18 protein-coding genes are annotated in these 22,440 nt (G+C 63.3%); 8 read left to right on the forward strand and 10 right to left on the reverse strand.

What is annotated here, in order from left to right:
- Nucleotides 1-93: 93 nt before the first annotated feature.
- The 3 genes from BBJ66_RS16755 to BBJ66_RS16765 form a co-directional block, all read right to left on the reverse strand.
- A complete protein-coding gene (locus BBJ66_RS16755; RefSeq protein WP_071088474.1) occupies nt 94-1,530 on the reverse strand; it encodes an FAD-binding oxidoreductase in 1,437 nt (478 codons plus the stop codon).
- A gap of 34 nt (nt 1,531-1,564) precedes the next feature.
- On the reverse strand, nt 1,565-2,539 hold the full coding sequence (locus tag BBJ66_RS16760; RefSeq protein WP_049735994.1) for an L-threonylcarbamoyladenylate synthase: 975 nt from the start codon (nt 2,537-2,539) through the stop codon (nt 1,565-1,567).
- Between the two features lie 88 nt (nt 2,540-2,627).
- Entirely contained in the window at nt 2,628-3,236 is a 609-nt protein-coding gene (locus BBJ66_RS16765) for a DUF6656 family protein (protein WP_049735995.1), read from the reverse strand.
- 409 nt (nt 3,237-3,645) lie between these two features.
- Between BBJ66_RS16765 and BBJ66_RS16770 the strand changes: the two genes are divergently transcribed.
- The gene (locus BBJ66_RS16770) at nt 3,646-4,890 is read left to right on the forward strand and encodes an aromatic ring-hydroxylating oxygenase subunit alpha (RefSeq protein WP_049736048.1); all 1,245 of its coding nucleotides are present in this window, start codon (nt 3,646-3,648) and stop codon (nt 4,888-4,890) included.
- 169 nt (nt 4,891-5,059) lie between these two features.
- Complete coding sequence (locus tag BBJ66_RS16775; protein ID WP_049735996.1) at nt 5,060-5,530, forward strand: BA14K family protein; 471 nt, start codon at nt 5,060-5,062, stop codon at nt 5,528-5,530.
- A gap of 292 nt (nt 5,531-5,822) precedes the next feature.
- Here BBJ66_RS16775 and BBJ66_RS16780 read toward each other — a convergent pair whose 3' ends face one another.
- Together BBJ66_RS16780 and BBJ66_RS16785 are read right to left on the reverse strand one after the other, a co-directional pair.
- Entirely contained in the window at nt 5,823-6,086 is a 264-nt protein-coding gene (locus tag BBJ66_RS16780; RefSeq protein ID WP_049735997.1) for a DUF982 domain-containing protein, read from the reverse strand.
- A 241-nt stretch (nt 6,087-6,327) separates the two neighbouring features.
- A complete protein-coding gene (locus BBJ66_RS16785) occupies nt 6,328-7,323 on the reverse strand; it encodes a transporter (RefSeq protein ID WP_071088476.1) in 996 nt (331 codons plus the stop codon).
- A 230-nt stretch (nt 7,324-7,553) separates the two neighbouring features.
- Here BBJ66_RS16785 and BBJ66_RS16790 point away from each other — a divergent pair, with 230 nt between their 5' ends.
- The gene (locus BBJ66_RS16790; protein WP_071088477.1) at nt 7,554-9,332 is read left to right on the forward strand and encodes an acyl-CoA dehydrogenase; all 1,779 of its coding nucleotides are present in this window, start codon (nt 7,554-7,556) and stop codon (nt 9,330-9,332) included.
- A gap of 29 nt (nt 9,333-9,361) precedes the next feature.
- The gene (locus BBJ66_RS16795) at nt 9,362-10,117 is read left to right on the forward strand and encodes a crotonase/enoyl-CoA hydratase family protein (protein WP_071088479.1); all 756 of its coding nucleotides are present in this window, start codon (nt 9,362-9,364) and stop codon (nt 10,115-10,117) included.
- 28 nt (nt 10,118-10,145) lie between these two features.
- Here the strand turns inward: BBJ66_RS16795 and BBJ66_RS16800 are convergent, their stop codons facing one another.
- Together BBJ66_RS16800 and BBJ66_RS16805 are read right to left on the reverse strand one after the other, a co-directional pair.
- Nucleotides 10,146-11,150, reverse strand: a complete 1,005-nt coding sequence (locus BBJ66_RS16800) for an MBL fold metallo-hydrolase (protein WP_071088481.1) — start codon at nt 11,148-11,150, stop codon at nt 10,146-10,148.
- 83 nt (nt 11,151-11,233) lie between these two features.
- A complete protein-coding gene (locus BBJ66_RS16805; protein ID WP_071088483.1) occupies nt 11,234-12,052 on the reverse strand; it encodes an oxidoreductase in 819 nt (272 codons plus the stop codon).
- Between the two features lie 84 nt (nt 12,053-12,136).
- Here BBJ66_RS16805 and BBJ66_RS16810 point away from each other — a divergent pair, with 84 nt between their 5' ends.
- Complete coding sequence (locus BBJ66_RS16810; protein ID WP_049736003.1) at nt 12,137-12,586, forward strand: winged helix-turn-helix transcriptional regulator; 450 nt, start codon at nt 12,137-12,139, stop codon at nt 12,584-12,586.
- Nucleotides 12,587-12,649: 63 nt separating this feature from the next.
- On the opposite strand, the gene BBJ66_RS16815 is transcribed toward BBJ66_RS16810, so the two are convergent.
- Both BBJ66_RS16815 and BBJ66_RS16820 read right to left on the reverse strand, forming a co-directional pair.
- The gene (locus BBJ66_RS16815; protein WP_071088485.1) at nt 12,650-13,900 is read right to left on the reverse strand and encodes a class I SAM-dependent RNA methyltransferase; all 1,251 of its coding nucleotides are present in this window, start codon (nt 13,898-13,900) and stop codon (nt 12,650-12,652) included.
- Nucleotides 13,897-14,643 carry a TlyA family RNA methyltransferase gene (locus BBJ66_RS16820; RefSeq protein ID WP_049736049.1) on the reverse strand — a complete coding sequence of 249 codons (747 nt, stop codon included), beginning with the start codon at nt 14,641-14,643 and terminating at the stop codon, nt 13,897-13,899. Before BBJ66_RS16820 ends, BBJ66_RS16815 begins: the two co-directional genes overlap by 4 nt.
- 132 nt (nt 14,644-14,775) lie before the next feature.
- Between BBJ66_RS16820 and BBJ66_RS16825 the strand changes: the two genes are divergently transcribed.
- Both BBJ66_RS16825 and BBJ66_RS16830 read left to right on the forward strand, forming a co-directional pair.
- Nucleotides 14,776-15,768, forward strand: coding sequence for a DUF4424 domain-containing protein (locus tag BBJ66_RS16825; protein ID WP_071088488.1), 993 nt, complete (start codon nt 14,776-14,778; stop codon nt 15,766-15,768).
- Nucleotides 15,769-16,001: 233 nt separating this feature from the next.
- Entirely contained in the window at nt 16,002-17,948 is a 1,947-nt protein-coding gene (locus BBJ66_RS16830) for a methyl-accepting chemotaxis protein (RefSeq protein WP_071088490.1), read from the forward strand.
- A 309-nt stretch (nt 17,949-18,257) separates the two neighbouring features.
- On the opposite strand, the gene dxs is transcribed toward BBJ66_RS16830, so the two are convergent.
- Entirely contained in the window at nt 18,258-20,174 is a 1,917-nt protein-coding gene (gene dxs / locus BBJ66_RS16835) for a 1-deoxy-D-xylulose-5-phosphate synthase (protein ID WP_071088492.1), read from the reverse strand.
- A 288-nt stretch (nt 20,175-20,462) separates the two neighbouring features.
- On the opposite strand from dxs, the gene BBJ66_RS16840 reads away from it, so the two are divergent.
- Complete coding sequence (locus BBJ66_RS16840; protein ID WP_071088494.1) at nt 20,463-22,439, forward strand: phospholipase D-like domain-containing protein; 1,977 nt, start codon at nt 20,463-20,465, stop codon at nt 22,437-22,439.
- Nucleotide 22,440 lies beyond the last annotated feature (1 nt).

The following is a 22,440-nucleotide window of genomic DNA, read 5'->3' on the forward strand; positions in this document are numbered from 1 at the left end:
CCGCAAGCGGGGGTCCGAAGGACGGGTCGAGACCCGCGGTTCGACCCCGGTCGGTGCCGGCAGGCGGATGAGGGGACCCCGTGACCGCCACCCTCACACGTCGAGGCTGACCACCTTCCCCGGGTTCATGACACCAGCCGGATCGAAGGCGCGCTTGATGCGGCGCATCAGCTCGATTTCGATGGCCGGGCGGATCGCCGCCAATTCGTCGCGCTTCAACTGGCCGATGCCGTGTTCGGCCGAGATCGAGCCGCCATGGGCGAGCACCAGCCCATGCACGATGTGGTTCATTTCGCGCCAGCGGGCGATGAAGGCGGCCTTGTCGGCGCCGACCGGCTGGGAAATATTGTAATGGATATTGCCGTCGCCCATATGGCCGAAGGCGCAGATGCGGGCTCCGGGCATCGCCGCCATGACGGCTTCTTCGGCCTCGGCCATGAAATGCGGGATCCGCGACACCGGCACGGAAACATCGTGCTTGATCGAGCCGCCTTCCGGCTTCTGGGCATCCGACATGCTTTCGCGCATGTGCCAGATGGCTTTCTGCTGTGCTACGGATGCGGCAATCGCCGCATCGAGCACCAGCCCGGCCTCAAAACCCTGTTCGAGCACGCCGTTCATCATCCGCTCGGCCGTCTCCGCCGAATCGGACGTCGAAATGTCGATCAGCACGTACCAGGGATAGGCCGCCTCCAGCGGATCGCGCACGCCGTCGATGTGGCGGGTGGTGATTTCCACGCCGAAACGCGGCATCAGCTCGAATCCGGTGAGCGAGGCGCCGCAGAGGCTGGAGGCAAGGTTGAAGAGACCAAGCGCATCCGCCACCGAATTCAGCCCGGCGAATGCCACCTGATGGCCGAGCGGCTGGGGAAACAGCTTCAGCACCGCGCCGGTAATGATGCCGAGCGTGCCTTCGGCGCCGATGAAAAGGTCGCGCAGGTCGTAGCCGGTATTGTCCTTCTTCAGGCGGCGCAGGCCATCCCAGATCTCGCCGGTCGGCAGCACCACTTCAAGGCCGAGGCAGAGCTGGCGCATATTGCCGTAGGCCAGCACCGCCGTGCCGCCGGCATTGGTGGAGAGGTTGCCGCCGATGCGGCAGGAGCCCTCCGAGCCGAGCGACAGCGGAAACAGCCGCCCATGCGCCTCGGCCGCCTTCTGCACCTCGGCCAGAATGGCGCCGCCGTCGGCCACCAGCACGTTCGCCACCGGATCGACATCGCGGATCCGGTTCATGCGCTCGAGCGACAGGATGATATCGCATTTGCCGGCGCGTGGCGTCTGGCCGCCGACGAGACCGGTATTGCCGGTCTGCGGCACGATCGCCGTCCCGGTCTCGGTCGCCAGCTTCATGATATCGGAGACTTCCTCGACCGAGCCGGGCCTCAACAGGAGAGGGGAGGAGCCGTGATAGAGCCCGCGATTCTCGATCAGATGCGGTGCAAGATCGGCCTCGCCCCGAAGCGCGTATTTGTCGCCGACGATGGCTGCGAAGCGGTCGAGAAGTTCGGTGGAAATGCCGGTGCTGCTCATCGGGGTCGGTCCTTCGTCGATTTGATCAGGTCTGTCAGTCGCGCGGAGCCGCCGCCCGCTGCAGGCGATCGTTGATCGCTTCGCCGAGCCCCTCCTCGGGAATGGCTGAGAAGGCGATGCTCGACGCGCCGCTGGCATCGGCCCGCTTCATATAGTCGAAAAGATTGGCCGCCGCCTCCGCCAAGTCGCCGCGCGGGCTGAGATCGAGGACGATCCGGGCACTGTTTGTGCCGGAGACGGCCGCGCCGCCAAAGGCGATCAGCGCTTCGCCGGGTTCGACCGTCGTCGCATTGAGGCGCACCGAAGCGCCCGGCGCGTAATGCGAGGCCAGCATGCCCGGCGCTTCGATCGCCGCCGATGCCGTCTTCGCCCGGAGCAGCGGCCGGCCTGCGACCCGCTCGATCTCGCGCGCCGCCAGGCCGCCAGGGCGTAGCAGCCTCACCCGGTCACCCTCCACCTTGACGATGGTCGATTCGACACCGACGGTGCTGGGGCCCGCATCGAGGATCAACGGGACCTTCGCCCCAAGATCGGCCTCGACATGGGCCGCACTCGTCGCGCTGACGGCGCCCGACGTATTGGCACTGGGGGCGGCGAGCGGCCGTCCGAAGGCGCCGATCAGGGCGCCCGCAAAACCTTTCGGCACGCGCACGCCGACGCTGTCGAGACCGGCGGTCGCCAGCGAATGGATCGGGCTTTGCGGTTTCAGCGGCAGCACCAGGGTCAATGGCCCCGGCCAGAAGGCCGTGGCGAGCGCCCGCGAGACGGGGTCGAATTCGGCGTGCTCCTCGGCCATTTGAAGATCGGCCATATGGCAGATCAGCGGATTGAAGCGCGGCCGTCCCTTGGTCTCGTAGATGCGGGTGATCGCCGCCGGATTGGTGGCGTCGGCGGCAAGGCCGTAGACGGTCTCGGTCGGGATGGCGATGGCAAAGCCGTCGGCAAGAGCGGCTGAGGCCGCCTCGAGTGCTGCCCGCCTGTCTGCCTCTATGTCGATGATGCGTGCCATGTGCTGCCCGATGCTTTGGTCCCGGCAGTCATTAGGCTTTCCGCTGCTTGCGATCAATCGCGTTGTTGGTCTCACCCATGCGTACGCGTCACAGCTGGCGGATGATTTCGCGCAGCTGTTCGTTGCGGGCGCCGAGCAGCAGGATGTTGCGGATCGCCGCCTGCGGATCGTGGGTGCGGAAGAGCAGGCCGTTGCCGCGCACCGACCGGTCGATGCTCATCTTTTCCTGGGAGTTCTCGCCCGCCTTGATGGCGACGGCGAAATACATACGGGAATAGCCGACATCGATGCGTTCGAAGAAATTGTCGTTCTCGCCGATGTCGGAATAGAAATTGGCGATGTAGAAGGCCCAGCTGACCTCTTCGTAATGGGCGAACTTCGTCCGTGCTGCGGTGACGTGGCAATAGCCGAGATGCGGGCTGTCCTCCAGCGTCCGGTGAAAGATCATCTTCGGAAACTGGATCGAGTGGTGAAAGCCGTTGATGTGCTGATGCGTCTTCTCGCCGGCCACCTGCAGCTTGCGGCCGGTCTTTGCAGCGACTTCGTCATGGGTGAAATAGCGCTTTTCCTCGGCTAACCAGTGCCGCCGCTCGCGGGGGATGCGGCCGGTGCGCAGAAATTCGGAATGCGCGGCAATCGGCTGCCGCTCCTGCGATCTGCTTGCATCTCTAGCGTCGAAATAACGGAGTTTGGCCATGGTTCGCGTGCTTCGTCGGTCTCGGATCATCATGAGGATAGGACCGTATGCTTAAGGCGGTGTTAAAATGGTGCGGGTTGCCGCCCGCGTGGCAGGCAGATATCGGCCCATGTCGCAAATGCGATGGCGGTCTCTGTCGGGCCGCAGGCCTCTTTGTGGATCGGGTCTTTACGCCATGTCGCAATTGACGATAATTGCCGGCAGAGTCGGCCGAGGCGATCGACCGGGTGAGCGAATTTAAGCCCTGCCGCATCCTGTCGTCAATTTCGAAGCCGATGTCGCATTACAACCGAGCGGCAGAGATGCCAGGTGATTAAATGGGTCCAGGTGATTAAATGGGCGCCATGAACAATTCTCCCGAAGGAGAAGGAAGCGGGCGCGCTTCCGCCGGGTGCACGAGGACATGAAGATGGATATTCGCAACAACGTTTTGCGTCAGCTCAAGAACCGCCGTGAGGGCTTCAGCCTCGAGCGGCCATTCTACATCGACGAGGATTATTTCCAGCTCGACATGGAGATGATCTATTATCGCGACTGGCTGTTCATCGGCCATGATTGCGAGCTGCCGAAGCCGGGCGCCTATTTCACCGTCCAGATCGGCAGCTACCCCGTCGTCGTCGTCCGCGGCCGCGACAATGTCATCCGCGCCTTCCACAACAGCTGTCGCCATCGTGGCTCGCGCGTCTGCACCAAGGAGCACGGCTCCTCCGTGCGTCTGGTCTGCCCCTATCACCAGTGGACCTACGATCTCGAAGGCAAGCTCGCCTTCGCCCGCCACATGGGCGATGATTTCGACAAGACCGGCTTCAACCTGAAGCCCGTCCATTGCGAAATCGTCGCAGGCTATGTCTTCATCTGCCTTGCCGACACTGCTCCGGACTTCCAGCCGGTGCGCGACAAGATCGAGCCCTATGTCGCGCCGCACCGGATCAGCGAGAGCAAGGTCGCCTTCCAGAGCACGATCATCGAGAAGGGCAACTGGAAGCTCGTCTGGGAAAACAACCGCGAGTGCTATCACTGCGCCGCCAATCACCCCGAACTCTGCCGCACCTATCCCGAAGCCCCGAGCGTCACCGGCACGGATGGCGGCGCCGACGATCCAGAAATTGCCGGCCATTGGGCGCGCTGCGAGGCCGCCGGCCTGCCGAGCAAGTTCCAGATTTCGCCGGACGGCCAGTTCCGCACCGCCCGCATGCCGCTGATCGAGGATGCCGAGAGCTACACCATGTCGGGCAAGCCGGCCGTCAAGCGCCGGATTGCCGACGATATCGCGATCGACCGTATCGGCACCATGCTGCTCTTCCACTATCCGACGACGTGGAACCACCTGCTTGGTGACCATGCCATCTCCTTCCGGGTGCTGCCGCTCAGCGCCAACGAGACGGCGGTGACGACCAAGTGGCTCGTCCACAAGGACGCCGTCGAAGGCGTGGATTACAATCTCGAGGAACTGACCCACGTCTGGACCGAGACCAACGACCAGGACCGCCGCATCGTCGAGGAGAACGCCTTCGGCATTCACTCTCCGGCCTATGAACCCGGCCCCTATTCTTCCCTGCACGAGGGCGGCGTCATGCAGTTCCTCGAATGGTATTCGAACTTCATGGTCAACCGTCTGCAGGGTGATAAGGCCAAGATCTCTGCCGTTGCCTAACCACACTTCGGAAGAGATGGATTGAACGGGCTCCGTCCCGGTTAATGCCCGGTTCAGATCGATTTCTTTAAAAATACGAAAGCAGCCGGCCCCCCGGCCGCTTTCGGAACCATTCCGGCACGAAAGCGTTGCTGAGCAGGCGGTTACCGCTGTTGAATGGGAGAGAAGAATGTTCGGTTTGAGTAACAAGATCGCGACCGCAGTTCTGGCTGCCGCCGTCGTTCTGACAGGGTTCGTGCCGTCGCAGGCAATCCAGATGCCGACCGCCCCGCAGGTGGAAAAATCCTCCGCCGTCGAGAATGTCCAATACCGCCGCTACTATCGCCGTGATTATTACCGTCCCGGCTATCGCCCCGGGGCCTATTACCGTCCCGGCTATTACGGCGGCTATCGCGGATATTCCTACTACCGCCCGGGCTATCGTCACTATAACGGCTACTGGTACCCGCTCGCCGCCTTCGGCGCCGGCGCGGTCATCGGCGGCGCCATTGTCGCCCAGCCGCGTTATGTCGAGCCCGCGCCCCGCATGGGTTCAAGCCACGTCGCCTGGTGCGCCAACCGCTACCGCTCCTATCGCGCCTACGACAACACCTTCCAGCCCTATAACGGCCCCCGCCAGCAATGCTATTCGCCGTATTGAGGTGAGCTGAGGCAAGCGCGACGCGAGTTGCTTCGGCGGAGGAATTGGCCGAAACATCACCCACCCTCCTTCCTCCTCGGGCTTGAGTCGAGATGACGGAGGGTGGGGGAAGCTCTGCCCCTAATTCCGTGGGATATCCGGGTCAGAAGCGCCCGTGGTCCGAGATACGATGCGCCGCGACTTTGTTGGACGGGCTTCCGTCAGCAACCGCTCATGGACCTGCGCATGCGGCGCAACGAGAGGGCGCTGGCATGAAAGCCGGTGAACCATTTCATCGTCGGCTGCGAAAAACTCAGTGAACGGCTGTTATCACCGACATGCCAGCTTCGTCGGCGGCCCGGATCAGCGCTGCTCGCGCGTCGTCAGCCGGAATTTCCCCACGAATCGCATCCCGGCATGCCCTAATCGCAATGAGATATTCGTCTCCATCGTCGATCGGCCAGCCAACCGTCAGCATCTCGGCAGCCTGCACAAGACTTGCAACAAGCTTGTATTTTTCCGGCCCACTCACAACGAGCATCAGAGGGACGAACTCTTCGGATATGCACCATTCCATAACAATTGGCCTCCCCACGGTAAATGTATTAGTAACCGTGCAAGAACCGTTCCGGGTGAGGTGGGGTACGCGCAGCGTCGCGCAATTGCGTTGTGCCGACGGTGAGTTTCGCCGAACGTAACCCCACGCTCCGTCCTCCTCGGGTCAAACCCGAGGAGGACGGAGCGTGGGGCAATCTCTGCGGCTAGAACGGTGACGTTTGCTGAATAGCAGCGGAATTGCCAACACCCACCGTCTCAATTCAAAGAATATCCACCCGCCGCAGCAGCCACCAGGCAAAGGCGATCGAGGCGACGATGAGGGCGACGGCGTATTCGGTGCCGTAGTCGCCGACGGCGAAGGGCAGGTTGGCGGTGTTCATGCCGAAGAAACCGGTCACCAGGGTCGGCGGCAGCAGGAAGGCCGTTATGATCGACAGCAGATAGAGGTGGCGGTTGGTCTCGGAGGATTGCTTCGAGTCGATTTCTTCGTGCAGCAGGCGCGCCCGGTCCTGCAGCGCATAGATGTCGTGGTCGACCGTTTCCAGCCGGCTCGTCAGCCGCCGCGCCACATCGTCGAAGCCGAAGGGCATTTCGTCGTCGTCGGCGGCCGCCGCGCGGCGCATCAGCGCCAGCACCGTGCGCAGATGCCGGTGCAGCCTGACCACGGTGCGCCGCACCGGCGCCAGCCGTCGGCGTTCGTCGCGCGGCGCATTGTCGTAGACGAAATCCTCGATCAGGTTCAGTTCATCGGTGAGCTCGATGACGATGGCGATCAGCGTGCGCTGAAACTCGATCACCAGCAGTTCGAAGAGATCGACCGGCCGTGAGAATTTGCCCGGATTCTTCTCGATCAGCGCCCGCGCCCGCTCGACGCTGCGCAGCGGCTGCAGCCTGGTGGTGATGATGAAGCGGTCGGACATGGCGAAATGCAGCCAGCCGAGATTGCTGGTGTCCTCAGCGAAATCGCGCTGGCAGTCGACGAGCGTGCCGTAGAGCATCTGCTCGTCGACGGTGATGGTCGCATGCGTGTCACGCGTCGTCAGTGCCGATTTCGCATCCTCCGTCAGCCCGGTGAGGGTTTCGAGCAATGCCGGCACGCGGGCGTCGACAAGGTTGAGGTGCAGCCAGTAGAAACAATCGTCGGCGGTCAGATCCGCCACCGTCGCACTGTTATTCAGCCGCACCGCGGTCTTTTCACCCGGCGAAAAGCGGTAGGCCCAGACGAAGCCGGGTATGTTGGCGGGCAATGTATCCATTGGTCGCCGATCCTTTGCGAAGGCGATGTCGTTTTCGGAGATTTCCCCTAGAGAGACTTCATGACGTCCATTTGTGCGAGGGTGCAAGGGCCAAGCGCTGTTTCCGGTGAATTATCACATGGCAGGCCGGGAAATCGAAATTGACGTTTACGTAAAAATCAATTAGCCCTTTGCCACGGAAGGCTTTGCCCAAGGGCAGACAATGCAGGCCGGTCCCGCGGAGGAAGACAATGTACAAGGCGCCCGTCGAGGAAATCGCGTTCACGTTGAAGCACGTAGCCGGCATGGGAGAGGCGGTTTCCCAAGGGCATCTCGGCGATCTCGGCGAAGATCTGATCGACGCGATCCTCTCCGAAGCGGGACGTTTTGCCACAGAGGAGGTGGCGCCGCTCGCCGACATCGGCGACCGCCAGGGCGCCCGTCTGGAAGGGGACGAGGTCAGGCTGCCGGACGGCTGGCGCGATCTCTATCGCAATTGGATCGCCGGCGGCTGGAACGGCCTGACGGCGCCCGAAGCTTTCGGCGGCCAGGCTCTGCCGCATATGCTGAATGTCGCAGCCCTCGAAATGTGGAATTCCGGTTCCATGGCCTTTGCGCTCGCCCCGACGCTGACGATGGGCGCCATCGAGGCGGTCAGCGCCCATGGCAGCGCTGCGCTGAAGGAGACATATCTGGCAAGGATGGTGTCCGGCGAATGGACCGGCACCATGAACCTGACCGAGCCGCATGCCGGCTCCGATCTCGGTGTACTGAAAGCTCGCGCCGAGCGCCACGCCGACGGCAGCTACCGCATCTTCGGCCAGAAGATCTTCATCACCTGGGGCGAGCATGACGCGGCCGACAATATCATTCATCTGGTGCTGGCCCGCCTGCCGGATGCGCCGGCCGGCACCCGCGGCATTTCGCTCTTTCTGGTGCCGAAATTCCTGGTGAACGACGACGGCTCGCTTGGCCCCCGCAACGATCTGTTCTGCCACTCGCTCGAGCACAAGCTCGGCATCCACGGCTCGCCGACCTGCACGATGATCTATGGCGACGGCCGGTTCGGCGACGAAAAAGGTGCTGTCGGATGGCTGGTCGGCGAGGAGAACAAGGGGCTCGCCTGCATGTTCACGATGATGAACAATGCCCGTCTCGCCGTCGGCATGCAGGGCGTGGCGATCGCCGAGGCCGCCACCCAGAAGGCGCTCGCCTATGCCAGGGAGCGCACCCAGGGCAAGGCGCCCGGCTGGAGCGGGCCCGGTATGAGCCCGATCGTCGAACATCCCGATGTCATCAGGATGCTGCTGACGATGAAGGCGCTGACCCAAGGGTCGCGCGCCATTTCCTATGCCTGCGCCCATGCGATCGACATGTCCCACCGGGCAGACGATGCCAGCCGCCACTGGCAGGAGCGCGCCGCGCTGCTGACGCCGATCGCCAAGTCCTTTTCCACCGATGCCGGCGTCGACGTCGCCTCGCTCGGCATTCAGGTGCATGGCGGCATGGGCTTCATCGAGGAGACCGGTGCGGCGCGGTATCTCCGCGACGCCCGGATCGCGCCGATCTACGAGGGCACCAACGGCATCCAGGCGATCGACCTCGTCACCCGCAAGCTGCCGCTCTCGGGCGGCGATCAGGTGACGGGCTTCATCGCTGAATTGAAGGAGATTGCCGATAGCGTCCGACGCTCCAATCTCGATGGTTTCGGCGAGACCGCCGTCAGGCTCGACGCAGCGATTTCAGATCTCGACGCGGCGACCGCCTGGCTGACGAAGATGCTGGCCGATGGCAAGGCGGCCGAGGCGCTCTCGGGTGCGACACCCTATCAGCGCCTGTTCGGCCTCGTGCTCACCGGCTGCTATCTCGCCAAGGGCGCTCTTGCCGAAAGCGGCGACGGCAGGGGCGAGGGCCGCGTCGCGCTCTGCCGCTTCGCCGCCGAAAACCTGCTGGCCGAGACCGCAGCCCTTGGCGACCGCGTGGTCAATGGCGCGGCAAGCCTTGCCGCCGCCCGCATCCTGCTCGCCTGAGGCGACCCCAAGACCTCTGAGGAGATTCCATGACCGATCACATCATCGTCGAGCAGCCGTCCGCCCATCCCGGCGTCCAGCTCATCCGCTTCAACCGGCCGGAGAAGAAGAACGCCATCACCCGTGCCATGTACCGGACAATGGCCGATGCGCTGAAGGCGGCCGATGCCGATCCCGCCATCCGCGCCATAGCCTTTCTCGGCACCGAGGGCTGCTTTTCCTCAGGCAATGATCTGAACGACTTCCTTGCCGCCGCGGTCGGCGGCGGCGGCCTGGAGCAGGAAATCCTCGATTTCCTCTATGCGCTGGTGAAGGCCGAAAAACCGGTGGTCTCCGGCGTTGACGGTCTGGCGATCGGCATCGGCTCGACCATCCATCTCCATTGTGACCTGACGATCGCCTCGAGCCGCAGCCAGTTCCGTACCCCCTTTGTCGATCTGGCGCTGGTGCCGGAGGCTGGCTCCAGTCTGGTTGCGCCGCGCCTGATGGGCCACCAGCGCGCCTTCGCCATGCTCGCGGCCGGAGAGGCCTTTTCCGCAGCGGAGGCAAAGGAGGCCGGTCTCATCTGGAAGGTGGTCGAACCCGGTGAAGTCGATGCTATGACGCTGACGACCGCCGCTCGCCTTGCCGCCAAGCCGCCGCAGGCGCTGCGTATCGCCCGCGATCTCATCCGTGGCGACAGGGACGAAATCATCGCTCGCATCGACGAAGAGGCCCGCCATTTCTCCGCCCGTCTGAAAAGCGCCGAGGCCCGGGCCGCCTTCGAAGCCTTTATGCGCCGCTGAAGCGCTTCACATTTTTGCTGGAGCTGCTTTAAACCGCCGGCACATCGAAGACCTCGCCGGCCCTGAGCGGCCGGAACCGTTCCGGGGAAATATCATGCTCGCGCATTGCATCTTGCAATGCCCTCGTCGGCGCATCGACCGCTTCATTCGTCAGTTGGAACGTCGCGAAGTGATGCCCCGCCACATAGGCAGCGTTTGCCAGCGTCATTCCGATCACCGCCTCCTGCGGATTCTGGTGCTGGCCTTGCATGAACCATCGCGGCTCATAGGCGCCGAAGGGTAGAATGGCCAGGCGAAAGCCGCCATGCTTCTGCTGTGCCGCTTTGTAATTGATGCCGTGGTGAAAGCCTGTATCGCCGACGTGATAGATCTTTCCGGCCGGAGTCGACAAAACGAACGAGGCCCAGAGCGCCATGCGGCGGTCGGTGCCGCCGCGGGCGGACCAATGATGCGCAGGTTCCGCATCGATGCTGATTCCGGCGTGCGCAATGCACTCGCCCCAGTCCATCACTGTTGTCTGTAGATCGGGCACGGCGCGGCGGATGATCGTGTCATTGCCGAGCGGCGTCACCACACGCGGCCGATGCTTCGCATGCAGCCGCCTGAGCGTTGCGATATCGAGATGATCATAATGATTGTGCGAGATCAGCACGAGATCGATCGGCGGCAGATCATCGAATGCGATGCCCGGTCGGACGACGCGTTTGGGCCCGGCAAAGGTGAAGGGGCTGACGCGCTCCGACCATACCGGGTCGGTGAGGATATTGAGCCCGGCGACCTGCACCAGCATGGTCGCATGCCCAACCATGGTCACCCGCAGATCTCCGCCGTCGACACGTGGATTCGGCTTGACCGCCGGATATGGGCTTGGGACCGACCGTGGCCAACGCTCACGGCCACCACCGAATTGCCACCGCAGCAAATCGCGGAAACCAAGGGGCTCAATACCGTCGGGATTGAAGAAGTATGTGCCGTCGAAGTGATCGGACACCGGGCCGGTATAGTAGGGATTTCGTCTTTTGGTCTTGCGCATTCAGAATCGGTTTCCTTGGCCGAGAACAGGGTGACTTTAAGCGTGTCGGCTCGAAATCTGAATCCTGTCCTCGATTAAAAGGTTCAAGCCGAGGCCGGAAACTCGTTGACCTTGCGCAAGAGGCTGTCGACCAGCCGCTCCGGCAGGTAGCGACGAAGCGAGCGGACCTGGCGTGACTGCTTGCCGGCGGAATAGCGCAGCTTCGGCTTCTTGGCTGTTGCGGCTTTGACGACCATGTCGGCGACGACCTGCGGCGCGTCGCCCGTTTCCACCCATTTGCGCATCAGCGCTTCGCTGCGGGTCCGCTCCGACGCATAGACCGGAAGCGGTTGGTCTGCGCGTGTCAGGTTTTCCTCGAAGGATGTTCTGGTGACGCCGGGTTGGACGAGAACGACACGAATGCCGAAGTTGCGCACTTCGTGATCGAGCGATTCCGAATAGCCCTCGAGCGCATGTTTGGTTGCGGCATAGAAGGCGTTGTAGGGGGATGGGATAAGTCCCAGGATCGAGCTCATGTTGACGATCCGGCCGCTCTTCTGCTTGCGCATGACCGGCAGCACGGCATTGACGACGCGGGCGACACCGAAAAGGTTGACGTCGAAAAGCCGCTGGGCCTGGTCGATCGATGATTCTTCGGCGCCGCCGAGCAGGCCGATCCCGGCATTGTTGACGACAAGATCGATCCGGCCGGCCTGTTGCAGGATCTCGGCAATGGCAGCCTCCACCGATGCTTTATCCGTCACGTCGCAGATCAGCATCGTTATCCCGGGCCTGTTGGCGACTGGTTTGCGGCTTGTTCCATAGACGCGATAGCCGGCCTTCACCAGCGATTGGGCCGTGACAAGGCCAATGCCGGAGGACGCACCGGTGACCAGTGCAACGTTTCTGCTTTTGTCGATCATACTGTCCGCTTTCAAAGGGTGGATCATTGTTGGCCGATCTGTTACTATCTTTTCGATATCGTGTCACTATCGAAAAGATACCTAATGAAAAAAAATCCGATTCCGCAGTGCCCGGTCGCCCGCGGCCTTCAATCCGTCGGCGATGCCTGGAGCATTCTGGTCTTGCGCGACGCCCATACCGGCCTTACCCGCTTCGACCAGTTCAGGAAGAGCCTCGGCATCGTGCCGACCATGCTCACCAAGCGCCTCAAGGCGCTGACGGATGACGGCCTGCTGGAAAAGCGCCTCTATTCCGAGCGGCCGCCCCGCGAGGAGTACGTGCTGACGGAAGCAGGCCGGGATTTCCTGCCGGTGCTGATGATGATCGGGGCGTGGGCGCACCGCCATTGCGATGGCGAACTCGCCCGCTATGTCGATGTCGAAACGGGCTTGGAGATCGAGCCGATCGCCATCGATGGCGTCAGCGGTGCGAAACTTGGAACGCGGGCAATTCGGCTGAATGTGGGTGCGGAGCGCGAATCCGGCACGCAATAAAGATGCTTGAGGGCATCGCGCCCTCGGCATTGATATGGACGGGGTGAGTCGGCGGGCGGCCGACTATTTCTCCAGCGTCGCCACCACCTCGACATGCGAGGTCCAGAGGAACTGGTCGATCGGCGTCACGCCGGTGATCCGGTAACCGCCCTCGACGAGGATTGCGAGGTCGCGCGCCAGCGTCAGCGGATTGCAGCTGACGGCGGCGATCTTCTTCACCGCGGAGCGGGCAAGCTCCTTGCACTGGAACTCCGCACCGGCGCGCGGCGGATCGAAGACGACGGCATCATAGGGCTTGAACTCCTGCGTCATCAAGGGGCGGCGGAAGAGATCGCGCTTTTCGATGCTGACCGGCTTCAGCCCCTGCGTGTTGCGGGCGGCGTGGTCGAGGGCGGCAAGCGCCTTTGCTTCGGCTTCGACAGCATGCACGCGGCCGATCCGCGCCAGCCGCAGCGAAAATGTGCCGGCGCCGGCAAAAAGATCGGCGATCCGTTTGGCCTTGCCGGCATGGGCAAGCACCAGCTCGGCCATCGCCTCTTCCGCCGGCTTTGTCGCCTGGGCAAAGCCGCCCGGCGGCGGCGAGACCTGGACGCCGCCGAAATCGATCAGCGGCTTCGACGGCTCGATGAGGATTTCGCCGTTCAAAGAAACACGGGCAATGCCGCGCAGGCTGAGCACGATCTCCACCGCCTTGCGCCGCTGCGCATCGGAGAGTTTTTTCACCTCGTCGACCGCGATATCGAGGCCGGACAGCGTTTCGAGCACGGAGACGCGGAAGGGTTCGGCGTTGGTCGCGAGCGATGCTGCAATCGCCCGGATCGCCGGCAGCCGGGTGACGAGCCCTGCCGACGAGATCGGACATTCCTCGATCGCGACGATATGGTGGCTTTCGGCCTGGTTGAAGCCGATCAGCATGTCCTTCTCGGTCTTGCGCGCCGCAAACACCACGCGCCGGCGCTCGCCCGGCCGGGCCGGCACGATCTCGCCGACCTCAGGCGTCAGCCCCTTCGATCGCAGCGCATCGATGACCAGCTGGCGCTTGAAGGCGCGATAAGGGCTATCGGCCATATGCTGCAGCGTGCAGCCGCCGCAGGTGCCGTTGACGCCATCCGGGCCGAAATGCCGGCAGGGCGGCTCCTGCCGGTCGGGCGAGGCTGTCGTGATCGACATGATCGTGCCCTGGCTTTTGACGCGGGCGATGGCGACGGTTTCCCCCGGCAGCGAGAAGGGCACATAGACAGGCCCGCCGGCGCTGCCGGCGATGCCGTCGCCCTGGGCGCCGAGTTTTTCGATCGTGACGGTTTCGGTGCTCACGGTTTCAATCCTGCCAGAAGATATTCCTGATTGCCGTCGCCGCCGGCAATCGGGGAGGGGATGAGGCCGAGGCTGTTCCAGCCCATGTCCTCGGTGAACCAGCGCGCGAGTTGCGCAGCGACGGCGGGCGCAGACGAGGGATCCTTCAGCAGCCCGCCCTTGCCGATCGCCTCGCGCCCCGCCTCGAACTGCGGTTTGACCAGGAGCACGGCGACCGCACCCGCTTCGGCGATGTCGAGAGCCGGCGCCAGCGCCAGCTTCAGCGAGATGAAGGAGACGTCGGAGACGATGAATGTGGCGGGCTCGCCGATATCGTCTGCCGTCAGGTTGCGGGCGTTGAGGCCTTCCTTGTTGGTCACCCGCGGATCGGCTGCAATGCGCGGATGCATCTGCCCATGGCCGACATCGATCGCCGTCACATGCCGAGCGCCGCGCTGCAGCAGCACCTCGGTGAAGCCACCGGTGGACGCGCCGATATCGAGACAGTGATGGCCGGCCGGATCGAGCCGGAAATGCTCGAGGGCGCTAGCAAGCTTCAGCGCCGCACGCGAGACATAGTCCTGCGCCGGATCGTCGATCTCGATGGCAGCGTCGTCGACGACGAGCGCGCCGGCCTTCGTCACCACCAGGCCGGCGATCCTGACGGTGCCGCGCTGCACGGCGTCGCGGGCTCGCGAGCGGCTGGCGAAGAGACCGCGGGAGACAAGAAGTTGGTCGAGGCGTTGGCTGTTTTGATCGGACATCGGCTGTGAATGACCGGCAAAGCCGCCGGTTGCAAGCATTTTGTTCCAGACAGCCTCATTGACCCTCGAAAGCTTTCGGCGATAATCCTGCGGCGGCGATGACGGGGCGGGCCGCAGACACGGGGGTGTTTTATGCTGAAGCTCTTCACTCTTCTTGTCGCCGCGGGGATCGCATCGCCGGCGCTGGCGAACGACACCATGGCCGAGGTCAAGACCGGTGGGCTGATCTTTGCCCAGTCCGACGATGTCAGCATGGTGCAGGAGGATCTCTTCATCTCCGCTTCGCAGGTGCGTGTCGATTACGTGTTCGAGAACACATCAGACAAGGATGTCGAAAGCCTGGTCGCCTTCCCGATGCCCGATATCTCAGGTCAAGTTGACAGCAACTCCGCCATTTCAGACTATGACAGCGACAATTTCCTGCATTTCTCCACCGTGCAGGATGGCAGGCCGATCACCGCCAAGCTGCAGCAGCGTGTCGTCTCGCTCGGCATCGACGTCACCGACGAGTTAGCCAAAAACAAGATTCCCGTCCTGCCTTACAGCCAGAAGACCCGCGATGCGCTCGCCAAGCTCCCCGACACCGTCCGCAAGGACTGGATCGCCCGCGGGCTGATCTATCCCATGACCGACGCCGATCTGGTACCGCTCTGGACGCTGCGCTCGACCTATTGGTGGCGCACCACCTTTCCGGCCAAGAAGAAGGTCAGCGTCGAACACAGCTATCAGCCGGCGGTCGGCGGCACCGTCGCCATCAGCTTTCTCGATAACGGCCAGCCGAAGGGCGAGCGCTTCGAGGAATATTCTCGCAAATACTGCCTGGATGCGGACTTCGTCAGGGTCGCTCAGCAGCGTGCAGGCGAAGCCGAGGCGGGCGGCGCCAACTATACCGAAAGCTGGATCTCCTATGTGCTGTCGACCGGCGCCAACTGGGCGGGACCGATCCGGCGCTTCCAGCTGACGGTCGACAAGGGCAAGCCCGACAGTCTCATCAGCTTCTGCGGAAGCAATGTCGAAAAGATCGGCCCGACGACCTTCCGGATGACATCAGAGGATTTCGATCCGGCAAAGGATTTCGACATTCTCATCCTCAATCCGCCGGAAGCGGAACCGAAGCAGCCTTGATTTAAGCAACTTTAATCATGGTCCGCGCCGCTTCGACGGCGGCTAATTTAAGCAAATCTAAAGCTCGCCCGCATAGCTTCGCTTCGATTGCAGCGGTTCGTCCGGACCGCTCGGCGCCATGACGGCGCAAGCGTTTCAACGCCGATCATGGTCTCAATTCAGAAGGTCTTGCGGTTGCGCCTCACGCGCGACCCACTTTCGCCGCGTCGACTGTCGTCAGGAGAAATTCACCGATGTCCGCTAAAAACATATCCTTGAACGGGAAGCTCGCGGCCACGTTCGCAGCCCTCATTCTTATTTTCGTCGCCGTTTCCGCCTTCGTCTATTCCAAGGCGACGGCGTCGGCGGCCGCGTCGGCCGAGCAGGAAAAGTCGGAGCTGCTCGTCAACCAGATCGACGATGCGCTGCAGGCGATGCTCGAACAGGCCGTCAACCTGCGCGGCTTCATCCTGTTCCGCAGCGACAGCACCTATGGCGATGTCTTCGCCAACCGCGAGCGTATGCTGAAGGCGATTGCCGCCGCCAGGCAGACGGCCGCGGCCGAGCCGGAACTGGTCGAGATGATCGACGGCATGCAGAAGGCCGCCGACCTCTACTTCCATGAACTGGCCGAGCCGCAGACCAAGGCGCGCAAGGAGACCGACATGCCGATCGAAGAGGTCGTCAAGATCGGCGTCAACGCCACCAAGGGCCAGCTCGACGGCTTCCGCCAGGCCTCGGCCAAGATCAAGGCCAGCGCCCGCGAGAAGTCCGAAGCGCTTGCTGAAATCCGCGCCGAGGCCAATAGCGATCTGAAGACGACGCTGCTGGCCGGCGGTATTGTCGCCTCGCTTGCCGCCGCCGTGCTCGCCTGGCTGATGTCGCGCACCATCGTCCGCCCGATCGTCGGCATGACCGGGGCTATGGATCGCCTCGCCGGCGGTGAGAACGATATCGAGGTCCCGGCGACCGACCGCGGCGACGAAGTCGGCCGCATGGCCCAGTCGGTGCTGGTCTTCAAGCAGGCGGCGATCGAGAAGCTGCGCCTTGCCGGTGAAACCGACCGCATGCGTGATGACGCCGAGCGCCAGCGCCGGGCAGCCGACGAGCAGAAGGCCCGCGAGGAAGGCGAGATCCGCCATGCGATCGATGCCCTGGCCGGCGGCCTTGCCGAGCTTGCCAATGGCGATATGGCCGGCCGTATCCAGACGCCATTCGCGCCGCAATATGACAGCCTGCGCAACGACTTCAATCATGCCGTCGAAAAGCTGCAGGCAGCCCTGCAATCGGTTGGCCGCAACGCCTCGGCGATCAATGCCGGCGCCGGCGAAATCCGCTCGGCCGCCGACGATCTTGCCCACCGCACCGAACAGCAGGCTGCCGCCGTCGAGGAGACCGCCGCAGCGCTCGAGCAGGTGACGACCACCGTCCGCGACAGCGCCAAGCGCGCCGAGGATGCCGGCAATCTCGTCGAGCGCACCCGCCTCGGCGCCGAAAAATCCGGCGAAGTCGTCCGCAAGGCGGTCTCCGCCATGCAGCAGATCGAAAAATCCTCGGGCGAGATCTCCAACATCATCGGCGTCATCGACGACATCGCCTTCCAGACCAATCTCTTGGCTCTGAATGCCGGCGTCGAAGCTGCGCGCGCCGGCGAAGCCGGCAAGGGTTTTGCCGTCGTCGCCCAGGAAGTGCGCGAGCTTGCCCAGCGCTCGGCCAAGGCGGCGAAAGAGATCAAGGCGCTGATCACCACGTCGGGCGAACAGGTCGTTGCCGGCGTCTCCCTCGTCGGCGAGACCGGCAAGGCACTTGAGGCCATCGTCGCCGAGGTGCAGGAGATCAACCACCACGTCGGCGCGATCGTCACCGCCACCCGCGAACAGTCGATCGGCCTGCAGGAGATCAACACCGCCGTCAACAACATGGACCAGGGCACCCAGCAGAATGCCGCCATGGTCGAGGAACAGACCGCGGCAAGCCATGCGCTCGCCAGCGAGGCAAGCGCGCTGGACGAGCTGCTGCGCCAGTTCAAACTCGGCCAGACCAGGCCGGACGCCGCAGCACCGCGCGCCACCGTCGCCGCCCCCAACACCCGCCCGGTCGCTTCTCCCGCCCGCGCCCTCGCCAGCAAGGTCACCAAAGCCTTCGGCGGCAGGCAGGCGAGCGCTGCGGTTGCGGTTCAGGAAGACTGGACGGAGTTCTGAAGACGCTTTTCTTAGGAGGCGGATGTTGCTCGAGGCCGAGCATGACGGAGGGTGGGGTGGCTGCTGGAGCAAGTATAGCGATGAGCAGCCGACGCGCGCCCTTTTTCACGGTCGAACGGCATAGGCGGGAGCAAGAGCCTGCCCCTCACCCTAACCCTCTCCCCGTAAAAACGGGGCGAGGGGACGTGCCCTGCGAGACGTTGGCGAGGGACGGAAAGGTTACGGCATATCCCCTTCGCCCCGTTTACGGGGAGAAGGTGCCGGCAGGCGGATGAGGGGCCTTCACACGGCACACCCTCACAAATTCACCTACCCCGCAACCCCAACTGCAACCCCGCGCCCCAGCGCCCTGAACACGGTCGAAACAATCCCGGCGCGGTCGAGGCCGGCATGGGCGATCATCGCTTCGGGTTTGGCTTGTTCCATCCAGATGTCGGGCATGACAAGCGAGCGGATCTTCAGGCCGTTGTCAAGCAGGCCCTCGCTTGAGAGATATTGCATCACCTGGCTGCCGAAGCCGCCGACGGAGCCTTCTTCGACGGTGATCACCATCTCGTGGTGGCGGGCGAGCTGGCGGATCAGATCGTGGTCGAGCGGCTTGGCGAAGCGCGCATCGGCGACCGTCGTCGAAAGCCCGGCGGCATCGAGGTCTTCGGCGGCAAGCAGGCAATCGGCAAGCCGGCTGCCGAAGGAGAGCAGCGCCACCTTGGTGCCTTCCTTGACGATGCGGCCCTTGCCGATCTGCAGGATTTCGCCGCGCGCCGGCATGTCGACGCCGACCCCTTCGCCGCGCGGATAACGGAAGGAGATCGGCCCGGCGTCATAGGCGACAGCCGTGCGCACCATGTGCTTGAGTTCGGCCTCGTCGGCCGCCGCCATCACCACGAAGCCGGGCAGGGTGGTCAGGAAGGCGGTGTCGAAGGAGCCGGCATGGGTCGGTCCGTCGGCGCCGACGAAGCCGGCGCGGTCGATCGGAAAACGCACCGGCAGTCCCTGGATCGCCACGTCGTGCACGACCTGGTCGTAGGCGCGCTGCAGGAAGGTGGAATAGAGCGCCGCAAACGGCTTGTAGCCTTCCGCCGCAAGGCCGGCGGCGAAGGTCACGGCATGCTGCTCGGCAATGCCGACATCGAAACAGCGCGACGGAAAGGCGTCGGCGAGCTTGTCGAGGCCGGTTCCGTTCGGCATGGCGGCGGTGATGCCGACGATCTTGTCGTCGAGGGTCGCTTCCTGAACCAGCGCTTCGGCAAAGACGCTGGTATAGCTCGGCGCATTCGGCTTGACCCTGGCCTGGGCGCCGGTGATGACGTCGAACTTGTTGACGCCGTGATATTTGTCAGCCGCGGCTTCCGCCGGCGGATAGCCCTTGCCCTTCTGGGTGACGACATGGATCAGCACCGGTCCGCGGCCATTATCGCGTACGTTGCGCAGCACCGGCAGCAGATGGTCGAAGGAATGCCCGTCGATCGGCCCGATATGATAGAAGCCCATCTCCTCGAACATGGTGCCGCCGGTGACGTAGCCGCGCGCATGCTCGACGGCGCGGGTGATCGCCCGGTCGATGTTCTTGCCGAGATAGGCGGTCAGCTTCTTGCCGAAGTCGCGGAAGCCCATATAGGTGCGACCGGAGGCAAGGCGGGCGAGATAGGCGCTCATCGCCCCTGTCGGCGGCGCGATCGACATGTCGTTGTCGTTGAGGATGACGATGAGCCGCGCGTCGAGCGCGCCGGCATTGTTCAGCGCCTCATAGGCCATGCCGGCCGACATCGCCCCGTCGCCGATGACGGCGATGACGCGTCGGTCGGTCTTGTCGAGATCGGCGGCGATCGCCATGCCGAGGCCGGCCGAGATCGAGGTCGAGGAATGCGCCGCCCCGAAGGGATCATATTCGCTCTCGGCCCGGCGGGTGAAACCGGACAGCCCGTCTTCCTGGCGCAGCGTGCGGATCCGGTCGCGCCGGCCGGTGAGGATCTTGTGCGGATAACATTGATGGCCGACATCGAAGATCAGCCGATCGTCGGGCGTGTTGAAAACGTTATGAATGGCGATCGTCAGCTCGACCACGCCGAGACCGGCGCCAAGATGGCCGCCGGTGCGCGACACCGCATCGATCATTTCGTCCCGGACTTCGCGGGCAAGCTGCGGCAGCTCGCGATCCTCGAGCTTGCGCAGGTCGGCGGGGTAAATGACCTGGTCGAGCAGGGGGGTCTTCGGCAGTTGTGTCACGGGCGGGCGCTCTTTCTTACTTTTCCTTGTACCGCTTTATTCGATTAGAACGAGGCAAAACAAGTGGTTTCAGGAACCGAAGGTTTTCACCTTAGAGCATGGCGGAAAAATGTGTGAGCGGTTTCGGGGGATATCACATTCTATTTCTGTGAGTTGCATTCACCTGATCTTGGCCTGCTTCCGCCCTGGTTTTCCACCCCGCCGATCGAAGCGCCAAGCGCCGGCGAGCCGCTTGAATATGACACGGAATGGTAGCAATGTTGGCTCGCACTGACTTGGGGGCGGGCCATGGGAACGATTGTTGCAGCGCATGCCTATGTGAACAACGAGGTCGCCTTCGTGGCCTGGGACATCGACGCCAAGATCGACGGATGCCTCGGCTTTGAAGTCGTCCGCGTCTATCTCGACGAGCAGGGAAACGTGTCGAAAAGACCCGATGGCAGCGAGGACCGCGTGACCTGCGCCGCCTGGGTCGCCTTCAAGGGCCAGCGCAACCCTCACTGGCTGCCGCAGACGACGTCGCTCTGGCCGGTGCAGAAGCTTTCCTGGCGCGACCTGACGCTGCGCAAGCGGCGCAATGAAATGAAACGGCGGCCGGACGAGGTCCGCGTGCGTTACGAGATCCGTCCGCTCGGCGATCTGAAGCCGGGCATGCAGGCAGCCCCCGATCCGACGCCTGCGCTGGTCGAGATCAACAAGCGGGATCAAAACGGCAAGCCGATCAGGAAGGCCGACGGCAGCTACGAGAAGGTTGCGGTCAAGGCCTATGAGGGCGCCCCGCGGCCGCTCGGTTATCTCGGGCCGGCCGTCTCCACCAACCCGGTCCATGTGACGCGCAAGCGCGGCCAGTTCGAGTCGACCTTCACCAACGGCATTCTCGCCGCGCAGTGGCTGCGCAACGTCCTGCTCGAGGACGGCGTGAAACAGCCGAACGAGCTGATCGACATGATTTCCAATCCTGAAAACGGCATCCGCAAATATCTGGCCGGCGATGTCATTCCGATGCTCAGGGAATTTATGAATGCGCCAGGCCGCTTCCTTGTCGCCCTCTACGAACTGGAGGACGAGGAGCTGCTGGCGCTGCTGATTGCCAACAAGGAGAAGCTGCGCATCATCCTTGCCAATACCGGAAAGGTCGGGGACGCCTGGGATGTGCGCAATGAGCATGCACGCCAGGCGCTGATCGATGCCGGCGTCGAGATTCACCACCGGATGTTCAACAATTCGAGCCAGATCGGCCACAACAAATTCGTCGTGCACATACCGCCGGATGGCGCTCCGCGCAGCGTCTTCACCGGCAGCACCAACTGGACGGCGACCGGACTGGCCGGCCAGTCCAACAACGCCTTGATTGTCCGCAACGATGCGGTTGCCGCGGCCTATGTCGCCTATTGGGAGCGGATGCTGGAAGACAATGCGACGCTGGAGGCGCCCGTCGAATTCGATGACGGCATGCCCGACAACCAGCAGAGCAAGAAATTCCGGCGCTCGAACGAGACACCTTCCATCGTCTCGGCCGGCAACGGCGCTTCACTCGAAGCCTGGTTCTCGCCGAACATGCAGAGCCGCAGAAAAGGCAAGGCAATTCCGCCCGATCTTCGTGAAGTCTACCGCCTGATGCGCCGTGCCGAGCACGCGGTGCTGTTTCTGGCCTTCTATCCCGGCCAGTCGGGCAGGGATTGCATTGTCGGCGAGGCGATCGATATCGGCCTCAAGGATCAGAAGCTGATCATCACCGGCGCCGTTTCAAGCGCCCAGGCCATGCCCAACTACGTCGCCGGCAAGGGGAACGATCCCGACGATGAGGACGACGATACCGACGCTATCTCGCCCCATACGTTCGACGAGGCCAATGTCTCGATCGTCCGCGCCTCGCGCATTGACGACCGCCAGCTGCTGGCGGATTTCGGCGCCGAAGAACTGACGGCCAAGAAGGTCGGCGCCATCATTCACGACAAGGTGCTGGTGATCGATCCCCTGTCGGACGAATGCGTCGTCGTCCTCGGCAGCCACAATCTCGGCTTCAAGGCCTCCTACGCCAATGACGAAAACATGCTGATCGTCAAAGGCGACCGCGCGCTCGCCGAGGCCTATTCCGTCCATATCCTCGACGTCTATGACCACTATCGCTTCCGCGCCGTCGAGGCGGAATTGAAGCGCCAGGGCAAGAAGGGCTGGTCGGGCTTTCTCAACGTCGACGACAGCTGGCAGGACGGCTACGTGAACCGCACCAAGGGCGCGCTGACGCGGTATTTCGCGGGTTGAG

Origin of the sequence: Rhizobium sp. RSm-3, assembly GCF_001854685.1 — a bacterium.
GTDB classification, from domain to species: Bacteria; Pseudomonadota; Alphaproteobacteria; order Rhizobiales; family Rhizobiaceae; genus Rhizobium; species Rhizobium ecuadorense.

Excerpts from the sequence above, each read along its gene's own strand:
- BBJ66_RS16755 (WP_071088474.1), bottom strand. The coding sequence starts at position 1,530 with ATGAGCAGCACCGGCATTTCCACCGAACTTCTCGACCGCTTCGCAGCC.
- BBJ66_RS16760 (WP_049735994.1), bottom strand. The coding sequence starts at position 2,539 with ATGGCACGCATCATCGACATAGAGGCAGACAGGCGGGCAGCACTCGAG.
- BBJ66_RS16765 (WP_049735995.1), bottom strand. The coding sequence starts at position 3,236 with ATGGCCAAACTCCGTTATTTCGACGCTAGAGATGCAAGCAGATCGCAG.
- BBJ66_RS16770 (WP_049736048.1), top strand. The coding sequence starts at position 3,646 with ATGGATATTCGCAACAACGTTTTGCGTCAGCTCAAGAACCGCCGTGAG.
- BBJ66_RS16775 (WP_049735996.1), top strand. The coding sequence starts at position 5,060 with ATGTTCGGTTTGAGTAACAAGATCGCGACCGCAGTTCTGGCTGCCGCC.
- BBJ66_RS16780 (WP_049735997.1), bottom strand. The coding sequence starts at position 6,086 with ATGGAATGGTGCATATCCGAAGAGTTCGTCCCTCTGATGCTCGTTGTG.
- BBJ66_RS16785 (WP_071088476.1), bottom strand. The coding sequence starts at position 7,323 with ATGGATACATTGCCCGCCAACATACCCGGCTTCGTCTGGGCCTACCGC.
- BBJ66_RS16790 (WP_071088477.1), top strand. The coding sequence starts at position 7,554 with ATGTACAAGGCGCCCGTCGAGGAAATCGCGTTCACGTTGAAGCACGTA.
- BBJ66_RS16795 (WP_071088479.1), top strand. The coding sequence starts at position 9,362 with ATGACCGATCACATCATCGTCGAGCAGCCGTCCGCCCATCCCGGCGTC.
- BBJ66_RS16800 (WP_071088481.1), bottom strand. The coding sequence starts at position 11,150 with ATGCGCAAGACCAAAAGACGAAATCCCTACTATACCGGCCCGGTGTCC.
- BBJ66_RS16805 (WP_071088483.1), bottom strand. The coding sequence starts at position 12,052 with ATGATCGACAAAAGCAGAAACGTTGCACTGGTCACCGGTGCGTCCTCC.
- BBJ66_RS16810 (WP_049736003.1), top strand. The coding sequence starts at position 12,137 with ATGAAAAAAAATCCGATTCCGCAGTGCCCGGTCGCCCGCGGCCTTCAA.
- BBJ66_RS16820 (WP_049736049.1), bottom strand. The coding sequence starts at position 14,643 with ATGTCCGATCAAAACAGCCAACGCCTCGACCAACTTCTTGTCTCCCGC.
- BBJ66_RS16825 (WP_071088488.1), top strand. The coding sequence starts at position 14,776 with ATGCTGAAGCTCTTCACTCTTCTTGTCGCCGCGGGGATCGCATCGCCG.
- BBJ66_RS16830 (WP_071088490.1), top strand. The coding sequence starts at position 16,002 with ATGTCCGCTAAAAACATATCCTTGAACGGGAAGCTCGCGGCCACGTTC.
- BBJ66_RS16840 (WP_071088494.1), top strand. The coding sequence starts at position 20,463 with ATGGGAACGATTGTTGCAGCGCATGCCTATGTGAACAACGAGGTCGCC.